Source organism: Micromonospora sp. II, assembly GCF_001709195.1.
Lineage (GTDB): Bacteria > Actinomycetota > Actinomycetes > Mycobacteriales > Micromonosporaceae > Micromonospora > Micromonospora chalcea.
The window spans coordinates 148,848-167,037 of sequence record NZ_LYXF01000007.1; the positions used below are offsets into that span (position 1 = coordinate 148,848).

The window sequence follows — 18,190 nt, forward strand, 5'->3', positions numbered from 1 at the left end:
TGATAGCCGTGGTCACACTGCTCGCCGCACCAGCGGAACCGCTCACGAACGCCGGTGACACCCAGCTCGTCCTCGCCGCCCTGCTCGGCATCGCCGCTGTCGTGCTGCTCATCGCGTGGGGCAAGGTGCACCCGTTCCTCGCGCTGATCCTCGGCGCCGCGGTGCTCGGCGTGGTCGCCGCCGTACCCGTCGACAAGATCGTCACGTCGTTCAGCGGCGGGGTCGGCTCCACGGTCGGCGGCGTGGGCCTGCTGATCGCGCTCGGCGCGATGATCGGCGGCCTGCTGGCCGAGTCCGGCGGCGCGGACGGCATCGTGGAACGGGTGGTCGGCCGGGTCTCCGGGACCGCGCTGCCCTGGGCGATGGCCGGCGTGGCCGCGCTCATCGGCCTGCCGCTGTTCTTCGAGGTCGGCGTGGTGCTGCTGGTGCCGATCGTGCTGCTCGTCTCGCTGCGGGTGAACGTGCCGCTGATCAAGATCGGCATTCCCGCGCTGGCCGGCCTGTCGGTGCTGCACGGCCTGGTGCCGCCGCACCCGGGCCCGCTGGTGGCCATCGACGCGCTCGGCGCGAACCTCGGTCAGACGCTCGCCCTGGGCCTGCTGGTGGCGATCCCCACGGTGATCATCGCCGGGCCGGTCTTCGGTAACTTCATCGCCCGGTACGTGCCGGCCACCGCCCCGGCCGAGCTGCTGCCGACCCGGCGCGACGCCGACGACCGCAGCCCGACCCGGCCCGGTGACGGACGGCTCGACGCCGACGGCGACCTGGTCACCGAGGACGACCTGGTCAACCCGGGCACCGGGCGGCCCGGCGGCGCGATCGACGAGCCGGACGGACGGCGCTCGCGCCGCGCCCCGGCGCTGTGGGCGGCGGTGGTCACCGTGCTGCTGCCGGTGGTGCTGATGCTGCTGCGGGCGATCGGCGAGCTGACGCTCGGCGAGGACACCACCGGCCGCAAGGCGCTGGACATCGTCGGCACCCCGATCATCGCCCTGCTCGCCGGCGTCGTCTTCGCCATGATCTTCCTGGGCTACCTGTCCGGCTTCAGCCGTACCCAGGTCTCCGGTTTCCTCGGCGGCTCGCTGCCGCCGATCGCCGGCATCCTGCTGATCGTCGCCGCCGGTGGCGGCTTCAAGCAGGTGCTCGTCGACGCCGGCGTGGGCGACCTGGTCGCGAACGCCGCCGACGGCGCGAACCTCTCCCCGCTGCTGCTCGGCTGGCTGGTAGCTGTCGGCATCCGGGTCGCCACCGGCTCGGCCACCGTCGCCACCATCACCGCCGCCGGCATCGTCGCGCCGCTGGCCGACACGCTCGCCGCCCCCGAGGTGGCGCTGCTGGCGCTGGCCATCGGCTGTGGGTCGCTGTTCTTCTCCCACGTCAACGACGCCGGCTTCTGGCTGGTGAAGGAGTACTTCGGGTTGACCGTCGGGCAGACCATCAAGAGCTGGTCGGTGATGGAGACCATCATCTCGGTGGTCGGTTTCCTCGGCGTCCTGCTGCTCGACGTCTTCATCTAGAGGCGGTCAGGGGGCCTCGACGCCGGAGATGCGGAACTTGTGCACCTCGGCGCCGAGGATCTCCGTCACCTGCTCGGCCTCCGGGCCGGAGCCCCGGAACGCCAGCAACTGCTCGTCGGACTCCCACCGCTCGTAGACGTTGATCCGGCCCGGCTCGACCAGGTCCGCGCTGACCGCGAAGTCCACGCAGCCGGGCGCGTCCCGGGCCGCACGGACGGCAGCCTCGCAGGACGCCAGGTAGGCGTCCCGCCGGGCCGGATCGACGTAGAGGGTGCCGGCGACGATGAGCATGCCGGCCATCCTGCCACCCGCTCCCGGTCAGGACCGGGTGATCGCGTTGGCGTGGATCGCCTCGTTCAGGTACGCGGCCATCCCCGGCCGCAGCGCCTCGAAGTACGCGGTGAACCGCGGGTCCGCCACGTACATGTCGGCCAGACCGGTGTGGATCTCGTACGAGCAGTCGTACCACCACTTCGTGATGAGCTGCCGGTGCTCCTCGGCCAGCGCCATCGCCTCCGGGCCGTCAGCCGGCGCGCCCGAGTCCATCAGCGCGGCGAACCGCCGCCCCCACTCCTCGTTCTCCGCCTTGTTGCGCAGCCAGTCCTCCTTCGAGTAGCGGCCCGCGCGCTCCTGCGACTGCCGGTACGCCTCGGTGCCGCCCCAGCGCTGCTCCGCCTCCTCGGCGTGCTCGTCCGGGTCGAAGTCCCCGAACACCTCGAACCGCTCCTCCGGCGTCAACTGGATCCCCAACGTCCTCGCCTCCATCGCGTGTTCGATCGCCGCGACCATCTCCTGGAGCTTCCCGATCCGCCCGGACAGCAGCTCGTGCTGCCGGCGCAGGTGCGCCACCGGGTCGGCGTCCGGATCGTCCAGGATCTCGGCGATCTCCTCCAGCGGGAACCCCAGCTCCCGGTAGTAGCGGATGAGCTGCAACCGGTCCAGGTCCGCCTCGTCGTAGCGGCGGTAGCCCGCCGACGTGCGCCCGCTGGGCCGCAGCAGCCCGATCTCGTCGTAGTGGTGCAGCGTCCGGACCGTCACCCGGGCCGCCCGCGCCACCTGCCCCACCGTGTACGCCATGGTTCCCTCCCTTCCGCGACCAAGGCTGCCGCCTTCCGCTGCGTGAGGGTCAAGCCGGAAAACACGACGACGCCCCCGACCAGGATCGGCCGGGGGCGTCGTCGGTGCGGTCAGTTGGTGACCTTCTCCTTCTCCGGGGCGGCGAAGGTCGCGGTCGGCGGGGTGCGGAAGGCGTGCACCAGGCCGGCGGCGGAGAGCAGCAGGAGCAGGCCCGCGCCGAGGTACACGGCCAGGGCGCCCTGCTCGGCCTTGCGGCCGAACTCGCTGAAGCCGTACGAGGTGAGCAGCAGGCCGCGCAGCGTCTCACCCTTGAACACGGTCTCCCGCTGGGCGGTCACCTCGGCGAGCTGCTTCTGCAGGTCGGCCAGGTTCGCGGCGTTGCTCTGCTCGGCCTGGGCCACCTGCTCACGAAGCGCGCTCTGCGGCTCGCCCAGGTCGGCGTAGGTCTTGCCGCCGGCCATGTTCTTCAGGTGCAGGCCGATGTACTCGTTGGCGTAGCACTCCGCCTGCTTGCCGGTGGTCATCTTCTGGCCGGCGTACTCGCGCAGGCAGTCCGACTTCTTCTCCTCGTCGGAGAGCTTGTCCGCCGGGGTGAAGGTGATGTTCTGCTCGCCGAGCTGGCTGCGTACGTAGTCGTTGGCGAAGTTGGCGTTCGTCGTCAGGACGACGCCGACGACGAGCAGCAGGACCGCCAGGCCCAGCCCACCGATGCTGAACAGCAGGTCGAGAGTCCGTCGCTTCATATCAAGCTCCCGTGTGGAGGGTGTGTTCGTCTTGTTGACGAGAACCATCATGGCGGTGCCGGACCGCCCGTGAGCAGGGTCGAACCCCCTGTCCCGTCCGGGACCTTCGGCCCCCGTGGACCCGGGCCGGTCAGCGGTCCGCGCCCGCCCCGGACAACGCGGGAAGTAGGTCGGTCAGGGCGGCCGGGCGGCCGTACCGCCAGCCCTGGCCCTGCCGGCAGCCGATCGCGGTGACCGCCGCGTGCTGCGCGACCGTCTCCACCCCCTCGGCCACCACGGCCAGGTCGAACGCGCCGGCCAGCCGGTTCACCATCTCGACTGTGGCGTACGCGCGGCTGTCCCCGGCGTCCAGCCGGGACACGAACGACCTGTCGATCTTCAGCTCGGTGGCCGGGATGCGGTGCAGATAGCTCAGCGAGGAGTACCCGGTGCCGAAGTCATCGATGGCGATGCGGATGCCGAGGTCACGCAGCTGGGACAGCCGGTCCAGCACCGCCTCGCTGCCCTCGATCAGCGCGGACTCGGTGAGTTCCAGGGTGAGCGCGCGGGGCGGCAGGCCGGCCGCGGCGACCGCGCCGGTGACGGTGGCGATCAGGTCGGGCCGGCACAGGTGGGCGGCGGCGATGTTGACCGCGACCGTCACCTCCGGCGCGTGCGCGCGCCAGGTCGCGGCGGCCCGGCACGCCTCGTGGATGACCCACCTGTCGATCGCCACGATCAGCCCGGTCTCCTCCGCCAGCGGCAGGAACCGGGCCGGGGTGAGCACGCCGAGGCGGGGATGCCGCCAGCGCACCAGCGCCTCGGCGCTGCGTACCGCGCCGGTGTCGAGGTCGACGATCGGCTGGAACTCCATCAGCAACTGGCCCTCGTCCACCGCCCGGCGCAGGTCGGCGATCAGCTCGGCGCGGCTGACCGCCGACTCGCGCAGGTGCGGCGTGCACGTGCGGTACGCGGCCTTGCCGGCCGCCTTCGCCGCGTACATGGCGATGTCGGCGTCGCGGAGCAGGTCGGTGTGCGAGGCGTGCTGCGGCCCGTACTCGGCGATGCCGATGCTCGCCGACGGGTGCACTCCCAGGTCCTCCTCGCCGGGCAGCGGCTCCAGCGCGGCCAGCAGCCGGATCGCGAGCCGCTCGGGCGGCACCGCGCGGTCCCCGGCGACCAGCACCGCGAACTCGTCGCCGCCCAGCCGCGCGATCATCCCGTCCGGGCCGACCGCGTCCCGCATGCGCTCCGCCGTGGCGGTGAGCAGCCGGTCCCCGGCGGCGTGCCCGAACCTGTCGTTCACCTGCTTGAAGCCGTCCAGGTCGAGCAGCACCACGGCGACCGGCCCGCCGGTGCGCAACGCCCGCCGCAGCCGCCGGACGAACGTCAGCCGGTTCGGCAGGCCGGTGAGCTGGTCGGAGTACGCGAGCCGGCGCAGCCGGCCGACCAGCCGCAGGTTCTCGTTCGCGGCCAGCCCCTGACGCAGCGCCAGTACGCCGAGCAGGGCCATCATGCCGACGAAGACCACGTGCGGGGTCTGCCCGCTGGGCCGCCGCGACAGCATGACCGCGACGATCGCGCCGCCCACCGGCAGGTACGGCAGCGCCACCCGCCACCACGGCGGCAGCGGTGACTCGACCACGTCGTCGTCGCCGTCCTCGTCGACCGGCGGCGGATAGCGGGTGGCCAGGCCGACCAGCAGGTAGCTCAGCGGCCAGCAGATGTCGACCGGGTGACCGGGCGTGTAGTTGCCGTGCGCGACCAGGGAGACGTAGACGGCGTCCGCGCCGGCCCGGATCGCCAGGCCCGCCCCGATCACGGTGAGCGCCCGCCACATCGGCCGGCCCGGACCGGCGACCGCCACCAGGATGGTGAGCTGCATCAGGTCGAACATCGGGTAGAGCAGGCCGAACGTACGCATCGGATCGGCCAGGCCGGCCTCGGTGATCTCCTGGAACACCACCACCCAGCCGATCGGGAGGAGGGCCAGCCCGACGATGACCCCGTCGAGCAGGGTGCGGGCCCGGCCGATCAGGCTGCGCGGGCCGGCGCGGAAACTGAGCAGGGCGGCGGTGCCGGTGACGATGCCGCCGGCGAACAGTCCGGCGACCAGCGGCGTGTGCGGCAGCCCGAGCCCGCCGAGACGCTCGACCGTCCACACCGTACGGCCGAGCGCGGCGAGGACCATGGTGACCGCGAGCAGCTCCCAGAACCGGCGTAGCGCGACCGGGTGGCGCCGCGCCGCGCCAACGCAGAGCACCGCCGCGAGGCTCGACACCGCAACCGCGCCGAGGTCGCTGACCAGCGCCGCGCCGGGCAGCCGGGCGACCAGCCAGGCCGTCTCCCCGAGTACGACGACGGCGGCCGCGACAAGTCCGACACGGCCGGCGAGCGGATGACGGGCCGGCGCAGCGGCGGCGAGGCTCACGTCGAGCTGGGGTACAACGATGCGCTCCGGCTCTCTTCCAGACGTGCACCCTCGACGCCGAGGGCAGGACGACGGACGGCGCAAGCCTAGTCAGCGCCGGGGGCCGCCGCCAGAGTCGACGGCTGTCGGTCAGCGGACCGTGACGGTCAGGACCAGTCCTCCGCCGGGGCCGGGTCCGGCGGTGCGGCGGCCGTGCCGGGCGGCCCGCCGTGCGTCCACGGCGTCTCCTCCGGCGCCGGGAACGCCCCACCCGGCAGGAAACCGTCGGAGAGGCTGGTCAGACAGATCCGCTCGCCCACCTCCGGAACGCTGCCGGGCGGCGCGGTCAGCCCCCGGCCCATCCCGCCGGACAGCTCCAGCACCACCTCGGTCTTGCCGTCCGCGCCGGGCGTCACGAACACCACAGTCGCCTTCTGCGCCGGGCGCTGCGGCGAGTACAGCCTCGCGCCCACCGGCATCGGCACCGGCTCGGTGGTGACCACCTGGATGCGCGGGCGCAGCACCGGCCGTTTGCCGGAGTCGTCCACCCGCGCCGGGTCGGCGAGCGTCACCTCACCGACGAACGCCTCCCCGGACAGCCGGTGCTCGGCCATCACCAGCGGATCGTCGTAGGCGCGCTGCACCGCCCACGCGGTCGACGCCCGTTCCAGCCGCTGCAACCGCAGCGCCGCCGCCACCGCGCCGTCGCGCCGCGGCTGCGGGCCGCCCCCGGCGTCGACGTGCTCGGCGTGCGCGGTGAACGCGTCCCGGTCACCGGCCCACCGGCCGGCCACCCGAGCACCGGCCGGCAGCGTCCGCAGCAGGCCGACGCCGCGCCACATCAGCTCCCAGGTGGGCGCGAGCTGGTCGCGCAGCAGGCCGGCGAGCTCGTCGTACGCGGCCGCGCGGGCCGCCGGGTCGTCCCCGGCCCGGGTGTACGCCTCGATCGCCGGGGCGAGCCGGCGGTTGTCGAAGTCCGGGTCGGTGGCCGGCCCGGCCGGCGGGCAGTGTGCCGGGTCCTCGGCGCGGGCCGCCGCCTCAGCCCCGGTCAGCCCGGCCGGCGGGTCCAGCCAGCCCAGCACCGCCGGCAGATGCAGGTCCTCCACCACGCTCTGCCCGGTCGTCCAGTGCAACGTCAGCGCCTCGGTCAACGCCAGCAGCGCCGACGAGCCGGGCTGCTCGGCACGCTCGGCGAAGAACGTCAGCCAGCGACCCAGCAGCGGCACCGACTGGTGCACCGGATAGTCGCCGTCGGTACGGCGGAACCGGGTCGAGCGCCCGAACAGCCGCAGGAACGTGATCCCGGCCGGGTTCGGCACCAGCAGTTGCGGCGCGTCGACGTACCGGTGGCGGACGTCGCGGCCCCGGTCCACCGGCACCGCCTCGGTCAGGTCACGGAACTCGTCCAGGTACGGCAGCACGATCGCGGCCAGCTCGGCGGCGAACGCGAACCGCTGGTCCCGGTTGCGCGGCTGCGGCACCACCAGCAGCCGGGCGTCGTCGGGCGCGGCGCCGACCATCGCGGCGAGCGGGGCGTTCGCCTCACCGGCGAGCGCGAGCGGCACCAGCACCAACGGCCGCTCCGACAGGTGCAGGTGCCGGACGGTGGCCACCGGCTGGGCCCGCCCGGAGGCGACCGCCTGCGCCCGGGCGAGCGCGCGCAGCGTACTCATGCGGTCTGCCCGGCGAGGGCGTCGGCGCGCAGGCGCGCGGCGGCCCGCAGCAGCGCGGCGGCCTCCGCCTGCCCCGGCTCGGGCGCGGCCGAACCCTCGGCGAGCGCCAGCACGTCGGCCACCTCCTCGACGCCGCCCAGCGCCTCGCGGACCGGCCGGCCCAGCGCGCCGGTCTGCCCGCGCGCCTCGTGCCGGCAGAAGTACGCCAGCTCGCACGCGGCCAGGCAATCAGGCGCGTAGCGGGCCGGCACCTCGTGCAGCGCGGCGGCGAGCGTGGCCGGATCGGCCGCCGGGTCGACCGTGAACCCGGCCGGTACGGCGGCGAGCAGGTCCTCGACCCGGGCCATCCGGGCCAGCTGGCGGCGCAGCACCAGCAGCTGGCGGCGCACGTCGAGCAGACTGGCCACCGGCTGGTTGGCGAAGTCGCGCGGGCAGACCAGCACCACCTCGTGCGACACCAGCTCCGGGTCGTGTCCCTCGGCGGCGAGCAGCTCGCGCAACGCCAGCACGTAGACGGCGGACTGGATCGCGGCGGCGGCGACCTTGCCCGGGTCGGCCTGCCCGTCGATCACCGGGAACGACTTGATCTCCACGACGTGGAACCGGCCCGCCAGCCGGGCGGCGACCAGATCCGGTTCCAGGTGCACCCGGGTACCCGCCACGTCCAGGCCGAGCAGCGGGTGGTCGAACAGCGCCGGGCCGTCGCCGCTCGCGGTGAGCGCCGCCCGGGACCGTTCCGGCCGGTCGTCGTCGGCGCCGAGGTCGGTCCAGGTCGCGCCCTCCGGGACGGGTACGCCGAGCCGCTCCGCGACCAGGCGCAGCAGTTCCTTCCCGCCGTCGGCCTTCACCTGCGCCTCGAACGCGTTACCGCGGGTGATCGCGAAGCGGGACTGACCGAAGCGGGCCGGGAAGCCGAGTCGCTCGGCCAGCGCCGGCTTGTCCGCGCCCGCGCTGTCCAGCACGGCGCGGCGGGTGCAGCCGGGGTTGCCGGTCAGCGCGGCGATGGTACGGGCGTTGTGCCGCCGGGGCGGCCCACCACCCCTGATCCGTGCCAGCCGATCTTCCACCCGATGAAGTGTAAGGAAGGGCCCCCTGTTAACGCCTCCGGTAGAGGAAGGGCCCCTTATTAACACGGTGCGTCAGCGGTCGGCGGAACGGTTCCAGGGCGAGCGGGGCGACTGCGCGCCCGCGACCCGGCGACGCCGGCGGTGGTGCCGGCGCCCGGGCGTGCAGGGTGGACGGGCGGCGGTGTGCACCGGCGGGGCGGCCGGAGCGGCCGGCTGCCGGCCGATCAGCCAGTAGAGGAAGCGGGTCACGGTCAGCCGACCGGTAGGCGCTCGGCCTCGGCGCGGGAGATGTCGTACTCGGCGCCGCAGAACGTGCACTGCTGCGCGTACCGGGTGCGCAGCGGGATCAGCGGGACGAAGAAGAGGCTGAACTTGGTGACCCGGCGGGTGATCACCTGGGCGGCCTGGTTGCCGCAGTTGCGGCAGACCTCGGTGACGACGCCGGACCGGACGACCTTGGTCCGCAGCCCGAAGATGAAGAACATCGCCCGGCATTACCCACCCGGGCGCCGTGTTAAAAGGGGCCCCCTCCTCTACCGGAGGCGTTAAGAGGGGGCCCTTCCTTACAGCCAGATCGGCTGCCAGTTGGGCACCTCGTGGAAGCGCCGCAGCTCGGCCCACCCGGCCACGTTGCCGCTCCACGCCGCGTACGGCGGGTTGCCCTCGTCGAAGCCGGACTGCACGAACGTCAGCTTCGTCCGGCCGTCGGACTCCGCCAGTTCCCAGGACGTCACGCCGACGGGCCCCCAGTCGATGGACAGCGCCCGCCCCGGCGTCACGTCGAACACCTTTGCGGCCTCACCGGCGTCGAGGCCGCCCATCGCGTACCGGCCGCCCTCCCAGGGCTCCACTCCGATCGGGTAGCCGAACCAGGCGGTGACCTGCTCCGAGTCGGTGAGCGACGTCCACACCTTGTCCATCGGCGCGTCGATGACCACCTCGCCGCTCAGGTCGGCGGAGGTGAAGTCGGTACGCGGCAACAGCGGCCGGCCGTCCAGGTGGTCGTTGAGGTGGGCGATCGCCAGGTACCAGTACGTCTGGAGCACGCCCCGGATGCTGCTGCCGCTCATCGCCTCCGCGTAGTCGAAGTGGCTCTGCCGCAGCGTGAGTATCGTGCCGTCGCCGTCGGGCTCCAGTTCGAACTCGGTGGTGGTCTCCACCCCGTCGAGCGTCCACGCGAAGCGCAGCGTCCGGTCGTCGACGTGCAGCAGCCGCTGGTGTGGCGCGTCGCCCTCGGGCGTGTAGCGGCCCCAGAACTCGTACCGCCGGGGCAGCTCGACCTCGGCGTGCTCGGCCAGCCAGACGCGCAGCTCGGCGGGGTCGGTCAGGGCTCGGCGGACGGTCGCCACGGGTGCGGCGAGGCGGGCGCGGATGGTCATCGGCTCACTCATGCTTGTCGCCTTTCGGGTAGCAGGCCACGGCGAGTTTGAAGGCGTCGCCCTCGGCGCCGCCGTAGCGCGTGAACAGGTCCTGCAGCGTCGTCTGCAGGTCGTGCAGGAACTCCTGCCGCCGCTCGGCGGGCACCCGGATCTCGCCGGAGACGCCGACGGACGGCAGTTCGGGGGCGGCGCGGTCGAGCGCGGCGATGTCGGCCTGGACCTCTTCCATGAGGTCGAGCAGGGAGCCCAGGCTCAGCTCGTCGCGGGCGCGGCGGGCGCCGCCGATGCGGCCGACCAGGCGGGGCGAGAGCCAGTACGAGCGGGCGGCGGCCTGGTAGATGCCCTCGGTGATGCCGCGCACCTGGCGCTGCGCCACCTGCTCGGCCAGCCCGGCCGCGACGAGCTGCTTGACGTGGTAGTAGACGCGCTGCGGCGTCTGCTCCAGCCGGGCCGCGACCTCGGTGCAGGTGCGGGGTTCGGCCAGTTGCCGCAGCACCTCGATGCGCTGCGGCTTGAGCAGGGCTTCGGCCTGCTCGCGCTGTTCCAGGTACAGGACGTCTCTCATGGCAAAATCAGTTTGTACGTACAAAACTTCTTTGTCAATGACTTCGACGAGAGGCCGCGCGGTCCGCGCGGCCTCTCGTCGGTACGACCGGTCAGGGCGTCCAGTCCGGACGCAGCGGGTACCCGTTCACCCCTTCCGGGCCGTTGTGCGTGGCGAGCACGTGGTGCAGCTGGATGCCGTTGCGCTCGAACGCCAGCCGGGAACCGGCCATGTAGAGCCCCCACACCTTGGCGGTGCCCGGCCCGACCTCGCCGACGCAGAAGTCCCAGTGCTCGACCAGGTTGCGGCACCAGCCGGCCAGCGTCAGCGCGTAGTGCTGGCGCAGGTTCTCCTCGTGGTGCACCTCGAACCCGGCGTCGTGGATCTCGCTGATCAGCCGGCCCGGACCGGCCAGCTCGCCGTCCGGGAAGACGTACCTGTCGATGAACGCGCCGGAGCGGTGCGGCGCCCGGTTGTCGGCCCGGGTGATGCAGTGGTTGAGCAGCCGCCCGCCGGGCTTGAGCCGGGAGCGCAGCGCGCCGAAGTAGGCCGGGTAGTTGCGCACGCCGATGTGCTCGGTCAGCCCGATCGAGGAGATCGCGTCGAACTGCTCGTGCGGCGCGTCCCGGTAGTCCAGGTGGCGCACCTCCGCCAGCTCGCTCAGCCCCTCCCGCTCGATCGCCGCCCGCGCCCACTCGGCCTGCGCGCGGGACAGGGTGACGCCGAGCGCCTTGACGCCGTACTCGCGGGCCGCGTGCCGGACCATGCCGCCCCAGCCGCAGCCGACGTCCAGCAGCCGCATCCCCGGCTTGAGCGCCAGCTTGCCGGCGACCAGGTCGTACTTGGCCCGCTGCGCCTCTTCGAGGGTGTCGCCGGGGCTGCGGAAGACCGCGCAGGTGTACGTCATGGACGGCCCGAGCACCTTCTCGTAGAAGGCGTTCGACACGTCGTAGTGGTGCGAGATCGCGCTGCTGTCCCGGGTACGCGAGTGACGCAGCCCGGTCATCAGCCGCCGCCAGCGCGGGGCCGCCTCCTGCGGCGGGGGCGGCGGCGGACGCAGCCGTTCCCAGCCCAGCCCGCGGACCAGCGCGAGCGCCTCGCTCATCGCCGGGATCCGCAACGGCACCTCGTCCTTGATGACCCGCAGCGCCTCGTACGGGTCGCCCGGGTGCACACCCTCCAGCCCGAGGTCGCCGCTGACGTAGGCCCGGGCCATGCCCAGGTCGCCGGGCGCGGTGAGCAGGTAGGACAGGCCGCGCTCGGTGTGGATCGCCAGGGTGATGCCGGCGTCGGCCGGGCCCACCGCGCTGCCGTCGTAGCCGGTCACCCGGACGGGCAGGTCGCCGGTGGTGACCGCGCGGACCACGTCCGCGACTGTGGGTCCGGTACGCCGGCCGCCCGCCGGCGGGCCGGCCGGGGCGCTCGCCGCCCCCGGTGTTCGGTCGGTCAGACTCATGCTCGGGTTACCGCCTTCTCGTACAGTCCGGTGAGTCGGTGGTCCGGGTCGTAGCGGTCCTTCACGGCGCGCCAGGTCTCCCCGCCGTAGAGCCGGTCGAACTCGCCCCGGTCGTAGTACGCGTCGGAGTAGAGCGACTTGTGACCGCCCACCTCCGACACCATGCGCTCGATCTGGCGGTTGACGTCCCCGTCGGCGGCGCCCGCCGCGATGGGCACGCTTCCCCAGAAGCCGATGTTCACATACGTTTCGCCCGGTCGGAGCGGATATAGCGGCCACGCCTTCGCCGACCCGGGGCCGGCGGGCTCGCGCAGCCGCAGCGGGCACAGCCACACCGGCGTCATGCCCACGTTCGCCGCGAACCAGCGCAGGAACTCGGGCGTGCGGTCCAGCGGGACCTCCACGTCCTGCACCACCCGTTCGCGGGCCGGGCGGCCCCGCCACCTGTCGACGCGCGCGGCCACCTGGTGCCGGTGCTCCAGCCGCACGATCCGGTGGTAGACGTCGCTGCGCCGGTAGCGCCGCGGCCACAGCCGCCGCACCACCGGGTGCTGCACCCCGAACGCCGCCGAACACCAGAACCAGTCGGTGTCCCAGCGCCAGAGATAGTCGTACGCGGTGAGCGTGTCCCGGGTGCGCCGGCGCAACGAGCGGTAGTAGATCTCCTGGCCGGTGTAGTCGGACGGACCGTCCTCGGCCTCGTCGGTGAACGTGCCGAGCACCAGGTACGCCTCGCCGGGGCTGAACATCACCCCGTCCATGGCGTCGACCGGCTCGCCGCCCCAGGCGCCCTTGGCCACCACCTCGCCGACCGCGTCGACCAGTTCCTCCAGCCGGGTGAACCGGATGTTGCGCAGCGCCATGTGACGGCGTACCGGTTGCAGCTCGATGCGCAGCCGGGTGGCGTAGCCGAGGCTGCCCAGCGAGTTGGGGAAGGCCCGGTGCAGCTCGGCGTGCTCGCCCCGGGGCCGGGTCGTGACGATCTCTCCCGAGCCGGTGAGCACGTCCATCTCCAGCACCGACTCGTGCGGCAGGCCGTTGCGGAAGGAGGTGGACTCGATGCCCAGCCCGGTCACCGCGCCGCCCAGCGTGATCGTGCGCAACTGCGGCACGACAAGCGGCATCAGGCCGTGCGGCAGCGTCGCGTCGACCAGATCCTCGTAGGTGCACATGCCCTGCACGTCGGCGGTGCGGGCCGCCGGGTCGACGGCGAGCACCCCGGTCAGGCCGCTCACGTCCAGACCCGGCGTTCGCGGTGCGGAGCGCGGCCGGAAGAGGTTCGAGGTCTGCTTGGCCAGCCGTACGGGTTCCCCGGCGGGCACCGCGGCGTAGGAGCGCCGCAGCGTGTCCACCGCCCGTTCATGATCACGGACAGCGTGCATGAGATCACCTTACGCGCGGGTACGACAATTCGGGGGACGTCCACGATGGCCTCGCCGACTCACGGTCGGCGCGCGCGTTACCGTGACCGCCATGGCGAATCCCGCGCTGACCGCTCTCGACCACACCGGCCTGCCGTACCGGGTCATCCGGCACGGCCCGGTGGCGAGCCTCGCCGAGGCGGCCGCGGCGCGCGGCGTCGAGGTGCCGGACGTGGTCAAGACGATCGTGGTCCGCCGCGGCGAGGGCGACCTGCTGTTCGTGCTGACCCCCGGCGGCCGGGTGATCTCCTGGCCGAAGCTGCGCGCCCTGCTCGGTGTCAGCCGGCTGTCGATGCCGGACGCCGAGGCGGCGAAGGCCGCCACCGGGTACGCGCGCGGCACCATCACGCCGTTCGGCTCCACCACCGCCTGGCCGGTGGTCGCCGACGAGCGGCTGCGCGGCCGGGAGATCACGCTCGGCGCGGGCGAGCACGGCCTCGCCGTCGCCGTCGACGCGGACACCGCGCTGGCCGCGCTCGGCGCGACTGTGGCCGACGTGACAGACGAGGAGCCGACGCGCTGAGCGGTGGCCGGTGGAGGGCCGGCGGCATAGCGTGGAGGACATGCCGAAAGCCGTCTGGAACGACCTCGTCGTCGCCGAGAGCGACGACACGGTGCTGGTCGAGGGCAACCACTACTTCCCCCGTACGGCCCTGCGCGAGGACCTGATCCGCCCCTCCGACACCCACACGGTCTGCCCGTGGAAGGGCACCGCCTCCTACTACACGCTCGAACACGGCGGCGTGACCAGCCCGGACGCCGTCTGGTACTACAGCGACCCGAAGCCGGAGGCGGAGATGGTCCGCGACCGGGTGGCGTTCTGGAAGGACGTCCGGGTCGTCGACTGAGTCACCGTGCCGCCGGGGTGACTGGCACCCGGCGGCCCGGGTGGGTCACCATGCTCCCATGGCCGACCCGCACTCCGACCCGTCCGGCACCGTCTACGGGGCCCGCCGCGCCCGTGGCGCCCGTGGTCTCCGGCTGCCGCAGGACCCGCTGATGCGGATCGCGCTGGGCGTCGGCGTGACCGGCGTACTCCTCGGGGCCTTCTTCGCCACCGGCGTGCTCGGCGGTGGCGACGAGCGGCCGGTGGTGCCGGCGGCGGCCGTGCCGACCGCGACGGCGAGCGAGCCGAGCGCGGAACCGTCGGCGGAGCCCACGCCGTCGTCTTCGCCCTCGCCGAGCGCGGCGCCGACCACCCCGGCCGCGCCGGTGGCCACGCCGAAGGTGCTCCGGGGCGTGCCGTCCGGGCGCTGCCTCGGCGTGACCGGCGACGAGGCCGAGGGCGCGCAGGCAGCGCTCGCCGACTGCACCGGCGGGCCCGAGCAGCAGTGGGTGGTCACGCCGGTCACGAACGACACCTACCTGCTGGTCAACGCCGCGAGCAGCAAGTGCCTGGACGTCAACGAGGCGAAGACCGACGACGGCACGGACGTGCAGCAGTGGTCCTGCAACGGGCAGGCCAACCAACAGTGGCGGTTCCAGCAGGCCGGCGACGGCGTGGCGCTGCTGGTCGCCGTGCACAGCGGCAAGTGCGCGCAGGTCGACGACGCGGGCACCGAGCCCGGCCGCGAGTTGGAGCAGGCGCCGTGCAGCGGCGCTCCGGAGCAGCAGTGGGCGGTCGGCTGACCGGCAGCGCGGGCGTCAACCCCGGTAGCTCCAGGCCCGCCGGCCCGCGACCACCGGGAGCGCGAACGCCGGTTCGTCGGCGGGACGGCGGCGCAGCAGCAGCGACAGCCCGGCCGCGCCGACCGACAGCGCGCCCGCCACGTACCAGGCCATCGCGTAGTCGCCGAGCCGATCCCGGACCAGGCCCGCGCCGGTGGCCGCGAGCGCGGCCCCGAACTGGTGCGCGGCGAACACCCAGCCGAACACCACCGCCCCGGACGCGCCGAACCACTCCCGGCACAGCGCCACGGTGGGCGGCACCGTGGCCACCCAGTCCAGCCCGTAGAAGACGATGAAGACCAGCATGCTCGGCCGGGCCGACCCGGCGAACAGGCTCGGCAGCACCAGCAGCGACGCCCCGCGCAACGCGTAGTAGGCGCCGAGCAGCAGCCGCGCGTCGACCCGGTCGGTGAGCCAGCCGGAGGCGATCGAACCGGCGATGTCGAAGAGCCCGACCAGGGCGAGCAGCCCGGCCGCTGTGGTCTCCGGCATGCCGTGGTCGTGCGCGGCCGGCACGAAGTGCGTACCCACCAGGCCGTTCGTGGTCGCGCCGCAGATCGCGAAACCAGCGGCGAGCAGCCAGAACGGCCGCGTCCGCGCGGCGGCGGCGAGCGCGCCGACCGCCCGAGCCGCCGCGCCGCCCTCCGGCCGGGCCGGCGGCACGACCTCCGTCGCGCCGTAGGCGGGCCGCCCCAGCTCCGCCGGGTGCTCGCGCAACAACCACACCACAAGGGGTACGACCGCCAGCGCGGCCCCGGCCACGACGAGTGCCGCCGTGCGCCAGCCGTGGTCGCGCACCAGCACCGCCAGCAGCGGGAGGAAGACCAGCTGCCCGGCCGCCCCACCCGCGGTGAGCACACCCGTCACCAGGCCCCGGCGCTTGACGAACCAGCGCCCGGTCACCGTCGCCACGAACGCCAGGGCCATCGAGCCGGTGCCCAGCCCGACGAGGACGCCCCAGCACAGGATGAGCTGCCAGCTCTCGGTCATCGCCACGGTCAGGCCACTGCCGGCGGCCACCAGCACCAGCGCGCCGGCCACCACCCGGCGGATGCCGAACCGGTCCATCAGCGCGGCGGCGAACGGCGCGGTGAGCCCGTACAGCAGCAGGTTGACCGAGACGGCGGCGGAGATGGTCGCCAGCGGCCAGCCGAACTCGGCGTGCAGCGGGTGCAGTAGCACGCCGGGTGTGGCCCGGAAACCGGCTGCGCCGACGAGCGCGACGAAGGCGACGGCGGCGACGAGCCAGGCCGGGTGCAGGCGGGATCGGTTCACCAGCCGAGTCTCGGACCGGGGCGGCCTCGCCGACGAGTGGCCGGAAAGCCATCATGCGCAATAATCGGGCCATGTCCGTACCGCACCGGGTCGCAGTCCTCGCCCTCGACGGCGTGGTGGCACTCGACCTCGGCACCCCCGCCCAGGTCTTCGGCGCCGCCCGCACCGACGGCGGCGTCCCCCTGTACCTCGTCGCCACGTGCACCCCCGGCGGGCAGCCGGTACGCAGCAGCGCCGGCTTCCAGATGCTCCCCGACCACGGCCTGGAACTCCTCGACACCGCCGACACCGTGATCGTCCCCGGCATCCACGCCGGCGCGCCACTGCTCGACGGCACGGTGGCCGCCGAGGTGGCYGACGCGCTGCGCGCCGCGTACACCCGGGGAGCGCGCGTCATGTCCATCTGCACCGGCGCGTTCGTGCTGGCCGCCGCCGGTCTGCTCGACGGCCGCCCGGCCACCACCCACTGGGCGTACGCCCCACGCTTCCGTCGCCTGCACCCCGGCGTACGCCTCGACCCCGACGTGCTCTTCGTCGACGACGGGCGCGTGCTCACCTCGGCCGGGGTGGCCGCCGGCATCGACCTGTGCCTGCACGTCGTCCGCACCGACCACGGCAGCGCGGCGGCCAACCGGGCGGCCCGGCGCTGCGTGGTGCCGCCGTGGCGGGACGGCGGGCAGGCCCAGTACATCGAACGGCCGGTGCCCCGGGGCACCGACCACGGCACCGCCGCCACCCGCGAGTGGGCCCGGCAGCGCCTGCACGAGCCGGTGGCGTTGCGCGATATGGCCGCGCACGCGCGGATGAGCGTCCGCACGTTCACCCGGCACTTCCGCTCCGAGACCGGGCTCAGCCCGGCGCAGTGGCTGCTCCAGCAGCGCACCGAGCACGCCCGGGTGCTGCTGGAGACCACCGACCTGAGCGTCGACCGCATCGCCCAGGACGCGGGTTTCGGCACCACAGCCGCGCTCCGCCAGCACTTCCACGCCCGGGTCGGCGTGGCCCCCACCGCCTACCGCCGCACGTTCCGCCACCCTTCCCCCGCGGCGTCCCCCGCGACGTCCCCGCGTTCCCCGCGCCCCGCTCCCGTCGATCTTGGAGTTGTGGCGCCTGGAAGGCCGGACGTGCCGGAATTGTCCACCGCCACAACTCCATGATCAGCGCCGGGGCGGATCGGCGGCGGGCGGTCCCGCGGTCAGGCGAGGTGGGGCTGGCGACGCAGGGCGCGGAGCTGGGTCAGGTGCAGCGGCAGGTGCACGCGGATGTGCAGGTCCAGCGCCCTGCCCCAGGGCAGCGACTCGTCCACGTCCAGGTCGAAGCCCTCGCGTAGCACCGTGTCCACAGGTGTCTCCGCCGCCGGGCCGAGCCGGTCGGCCAGCGCGCACAGCTTCTGGCTGGTGGCCCGGAACAGCACCGCCAGGCCGTCCAGCCCGCCGCACTCGGACACCAGCGCGTCCAGCTGCGGCCGGTGAATGGTGTCCAGGTCGTAGTAGGCGAACGGCGAACCGGCCAGCACCGCCTCGGTCGCCTCGCTCATCAGCTCGTCGTTGGCGGCGAGGTGCGCGACGATCTGCTCGGCGCTGAGTTGCCCCTCCGGCGGCGGCCCGAACCCGCCCGCGTCGATCTCCGCGAACAGTTCGTCATACGCCTGCCGCAGTGCCGCGACGTCCACCTCGTCCATGTCCCGCATCCAACCCCCGTCGCTGCCGCGCCCACCCCGGCTACCGCGCCCGGTTCACCCGGACGGGTCCGGACAGGCGTGAAGGCCGGCACCCCGTTGGTTCGGGGTGCCGGCCTTCACGTGTTCGTCTTAGCTGTTCCAGTGCTGGGCGACGAGGTCGGCGGCCTGCTGTTCCCACTGGGCGTAGTGGTCGGGGTACGCGCTCACCTGGACGGTCTGGGCGGCCTTGGTCAGGGGCATGTCCTTCCAGCCGTCGACCTGCTTGAGGCCCTTCAGGAACGCGGTGGTGGAGTACTCGGG

Annotated in this window: 19 protein-coding genes; 5 read left to right on the forward strand and 14 right to left on the reverse strand. The window is 73.6% G+C overall.

Annotated elements, in window-relative coordinates; genetic code table 11:
- The first annotated feature begins 8 nt into the window (after positions 1–8).
- Entirely contained in the window at positions 9–1,517 is a 1,509-nt protein-coding gene (locus A8711_RS04820; RefSeq protein ID WP_069087563.1) for an SLC13 family permease, read from the forward strand.
- 6 nt (positions 1,518–1,523) lie between these two features.
- On the opposite strand, the gene A8711_RS04825 is transcribed toward A8711_RS04820, so the two are convergent.
- The 12 genes from A8711_RS04825 to A8711_RS04875 form a co-directional block, all read right to left on the reverse strand.
- A complete protein-coding gene (locus tag A8711_RS04825) occupies positions 1,524–1,808 on the reverse strand; it encodes a putative quinol monooxygenase (RefSeq protein ID WP_013474158.1) in 285 nt (94 codons plus the stop codon).
- Positions 1,809–1,835: 27 nt separating this feature from the next.
- Positions 1,836–2,594 carry a MerR family transcriptional regulator gene (locus A8711_RS04830; protein ID WP_069087564.1) on the reverse strand — a complete coding sequence of 253 codons (759 nt, stop codon included), beginning with the start codon at positions 2,592–2,594 and terminating at the stop codon, positions 1,836–1,838.
- A 110-nt stretch (positions 2,595–2,704) separates the two neighbouring features.
- Positions 2,705–3,337, reverse strand: coding sequence for a hypothetical protein (locus A8711_RS04835; RefSeq protein WP_043326326.1), 633 nt, complete (start codon positions 3,335–3,337; stop codon positions 2,705–2,707).
- A gap of 130 nt (positions 3,338–3,467) precedes the next feature.
- Positions 3,468–5,747, reverse strand: coding sequence for a bifunctional diguanylate cyclase/phosphodiesterase (locus tag A8711_RS04840; protein WP_176722751.1), 2,280 nt, complete (start codon positions 5,745–5,747; stop codon positions 3,468–3,470).
- Positions 5,748–5,893: 146 nt separating this feature from the next.
- Complete coding sequence (locus A8711_RS04845) at positions 5,894–7,399, reverse strand: hypothetical protein (protein WP_069087565.1); 1,506 nt, start codon at positions 7,397–7,399, stop codon at positions 5,894–5,896.
- The gene (locus A8711_RS04850; protein ID WP_043326330.1) at positions 7,396–8,466 is read right to left on the reverse strand and encodes a hypothetical protein; all 1,071 of its coding nucleotides are present in this window, start codon (positions 8,464–8,466) and stop codon (positions 7,396–7,398) included. Before A8711_RS04850 ends, A8711_RS04845 begins: the two co-directional genes overlap by 4 nt.
- Before the next feature lie 72 nt (positions 8,467–8,538).
- Positions 8,539–8,715: a hypothetical protein gene (locus A8711_RS32355; protein ID WP_157539057.1), complete on the reverse strand. Its 177-nt coding sequence runs from the start codon at positions 8,713–8,715 to the stop codon at positions 8,539–8,541.
- Between the two features lie 2 nt (positions 8,716–8,717).
- Positions 8,718–8,951 (reverse strand): zinc-ribbon domain-containing protein, encoded by a 234-nt coding sequence (locus A8711_RS04855; RefSeq protein WP_043326332.1) that lies wholly within the window; start codon positions 8,949–8,951, stop codon positions 8,718–8,720.
- Between the two features lie 78 nt (positions 8,952–9,029).
- Positions 9,030–9,857, reverse strand: a complete 828-nt coding sequence (locus tag A8711_RS04860) for an SRPBCC domain-containing protein (RefSeq protein ID WP_069087566.1) — start codon at positions 9,855–9,857, stop codon at positions 9,030–9,032.
- Positions 9,850–10,410 (reverse strand): helix-turn-helix domain-containing protein, encoded by a 561-nt coding sequence (locus A8711_RS04865; protein ID WP_069087567.1) that lies wholly within the window; start codon positions 10,408–10,410, stop codon positions 9,850–9,852. Before A8711_RS04865 ends, A8711_RS04860 begins: the two co-directional genes overlap by 8 nt.
- A gap of 91 nt (positions 10,411–10,501) precedes the next feature.
- The gene (locus tag A8711_RS04870) at positions 10,502–11,845 is read right to left on the reverse strand and encodes a class I SAM-dependent methyltransferase (protein WP_069087568.1); all 1,344 of its coding nucleotides are present in this window, start codon (positions 11,843–11,845) and stop codon (positions 10,502–10,504) included.
- Entirely contained in the window at positions 11,842–13,227 is a 1,386-nt protein-coding gene (locus tag A8711_RS04875; protein ID WP_069087569.1) for an FAD-binding oxidoreductase, read from the reverse strand. The genes A8711_RS04870 and A8711_RS04875 overlap by 4 nt, the downstream gene beginning before the upstream one ends.
- A gap of 91 nt (positions 13,228–13,318) precedes the next feature.
- Between A8711_RS04875 and A8711_RS04880 the strand changes: the two genes are divergently transcribed.
- From A8711_RS04880 to A8711_RS04890, 3 genes are read left to right on the forward strand one after another with little or no spacing between them, the layout of a single operon-like run.
- Positions 13,319–13,789 carry an aminoacyl-tRNA deacylase gene (locus tag A8711_RS04880; RefSeq protein WP_069087588.1) on the forward strand — a complete coding sequence of 157 codons (471 nt, stop codon included), beginning with the start codon at positions 13,319–13,321 and terminating at the stop codon, positions 13,787–13,789.
- 40 nt (positions 13,790–13,829) lie between these two features.
- Positions 13,830–14,114: a DUF427 domain-containing protein gene (locus A8711_RS04885; RefSeq protein WP_043330617.1), complete on the forward strand. Its 285-nt coding sequence runs from the start codon at positions 13,830–13,832 to the stop codon at positions 14,112–14,114.
- Positions 14,115–14,172: 58 nt separating this feature from the next.
- Positions 14,173–14,895 (forward strand): RICIN domain-containing protein, encoded by a 723-nt coding sequence (locus A8711_RS04890; RefSeq protein WP_069087570.1) that lies wholly within the window; start codon positions 14,173–14,175, stop codon positions 14,893–14,895.
- A 15-nt stretch (positions 14,896–14,910) separates the two neighbouring features.
- Here A8711_RS04890 and A8711_RS04895 read toward each other — a convergent pair whose 3' ends face one another.
- Complete coding sequence (locus tag A8711_RS04895; protein ID WP_069087571.1) at positions 14,911–16,209, reverse strand: MFS transporter; 1,299 nt, start codon at positions 16,207–16,209, stop codon at positions 14,911–14,913.
- Between the two features lie 53 nt (positions 16,210–16,262).
- On the opposite strand from A8711_RS04895, the gene A8711_RS04900 reads away from it, so the two are divergent.
- Positions 16,263–17,366 carry a GlxA family transcriptional regulator gene (locus A8711_RS04900; protein WP_069087572.1) on the forward strand — a complete coding sequence of 368 codons (1,104 nt, stop codon included), beginning with the start codon at positions 16,263–16,265 and terminating at the stop codon, positions 17,364–17,366.
- Positions 17,367–17,404: 38 nt separating this feature from the next.
- Here A8711_RS04900 and A8711_RS04905 read toward each other — a convergent pair whose 3' ends face one another.
- The gene (locus A8711_RS04905) at positions 17,405–17,881 is read right to left on the reverse strand and encodes a hypothetical protein (protein WP_064447233.1); all 477 of its coding nucleotides are present in this window, start codon (positions 17,879–17,881) and stop codon (positions 17,405–17,407) included.
- Positions 17,882–18,190: the final 309 nt, after the last annotated feature.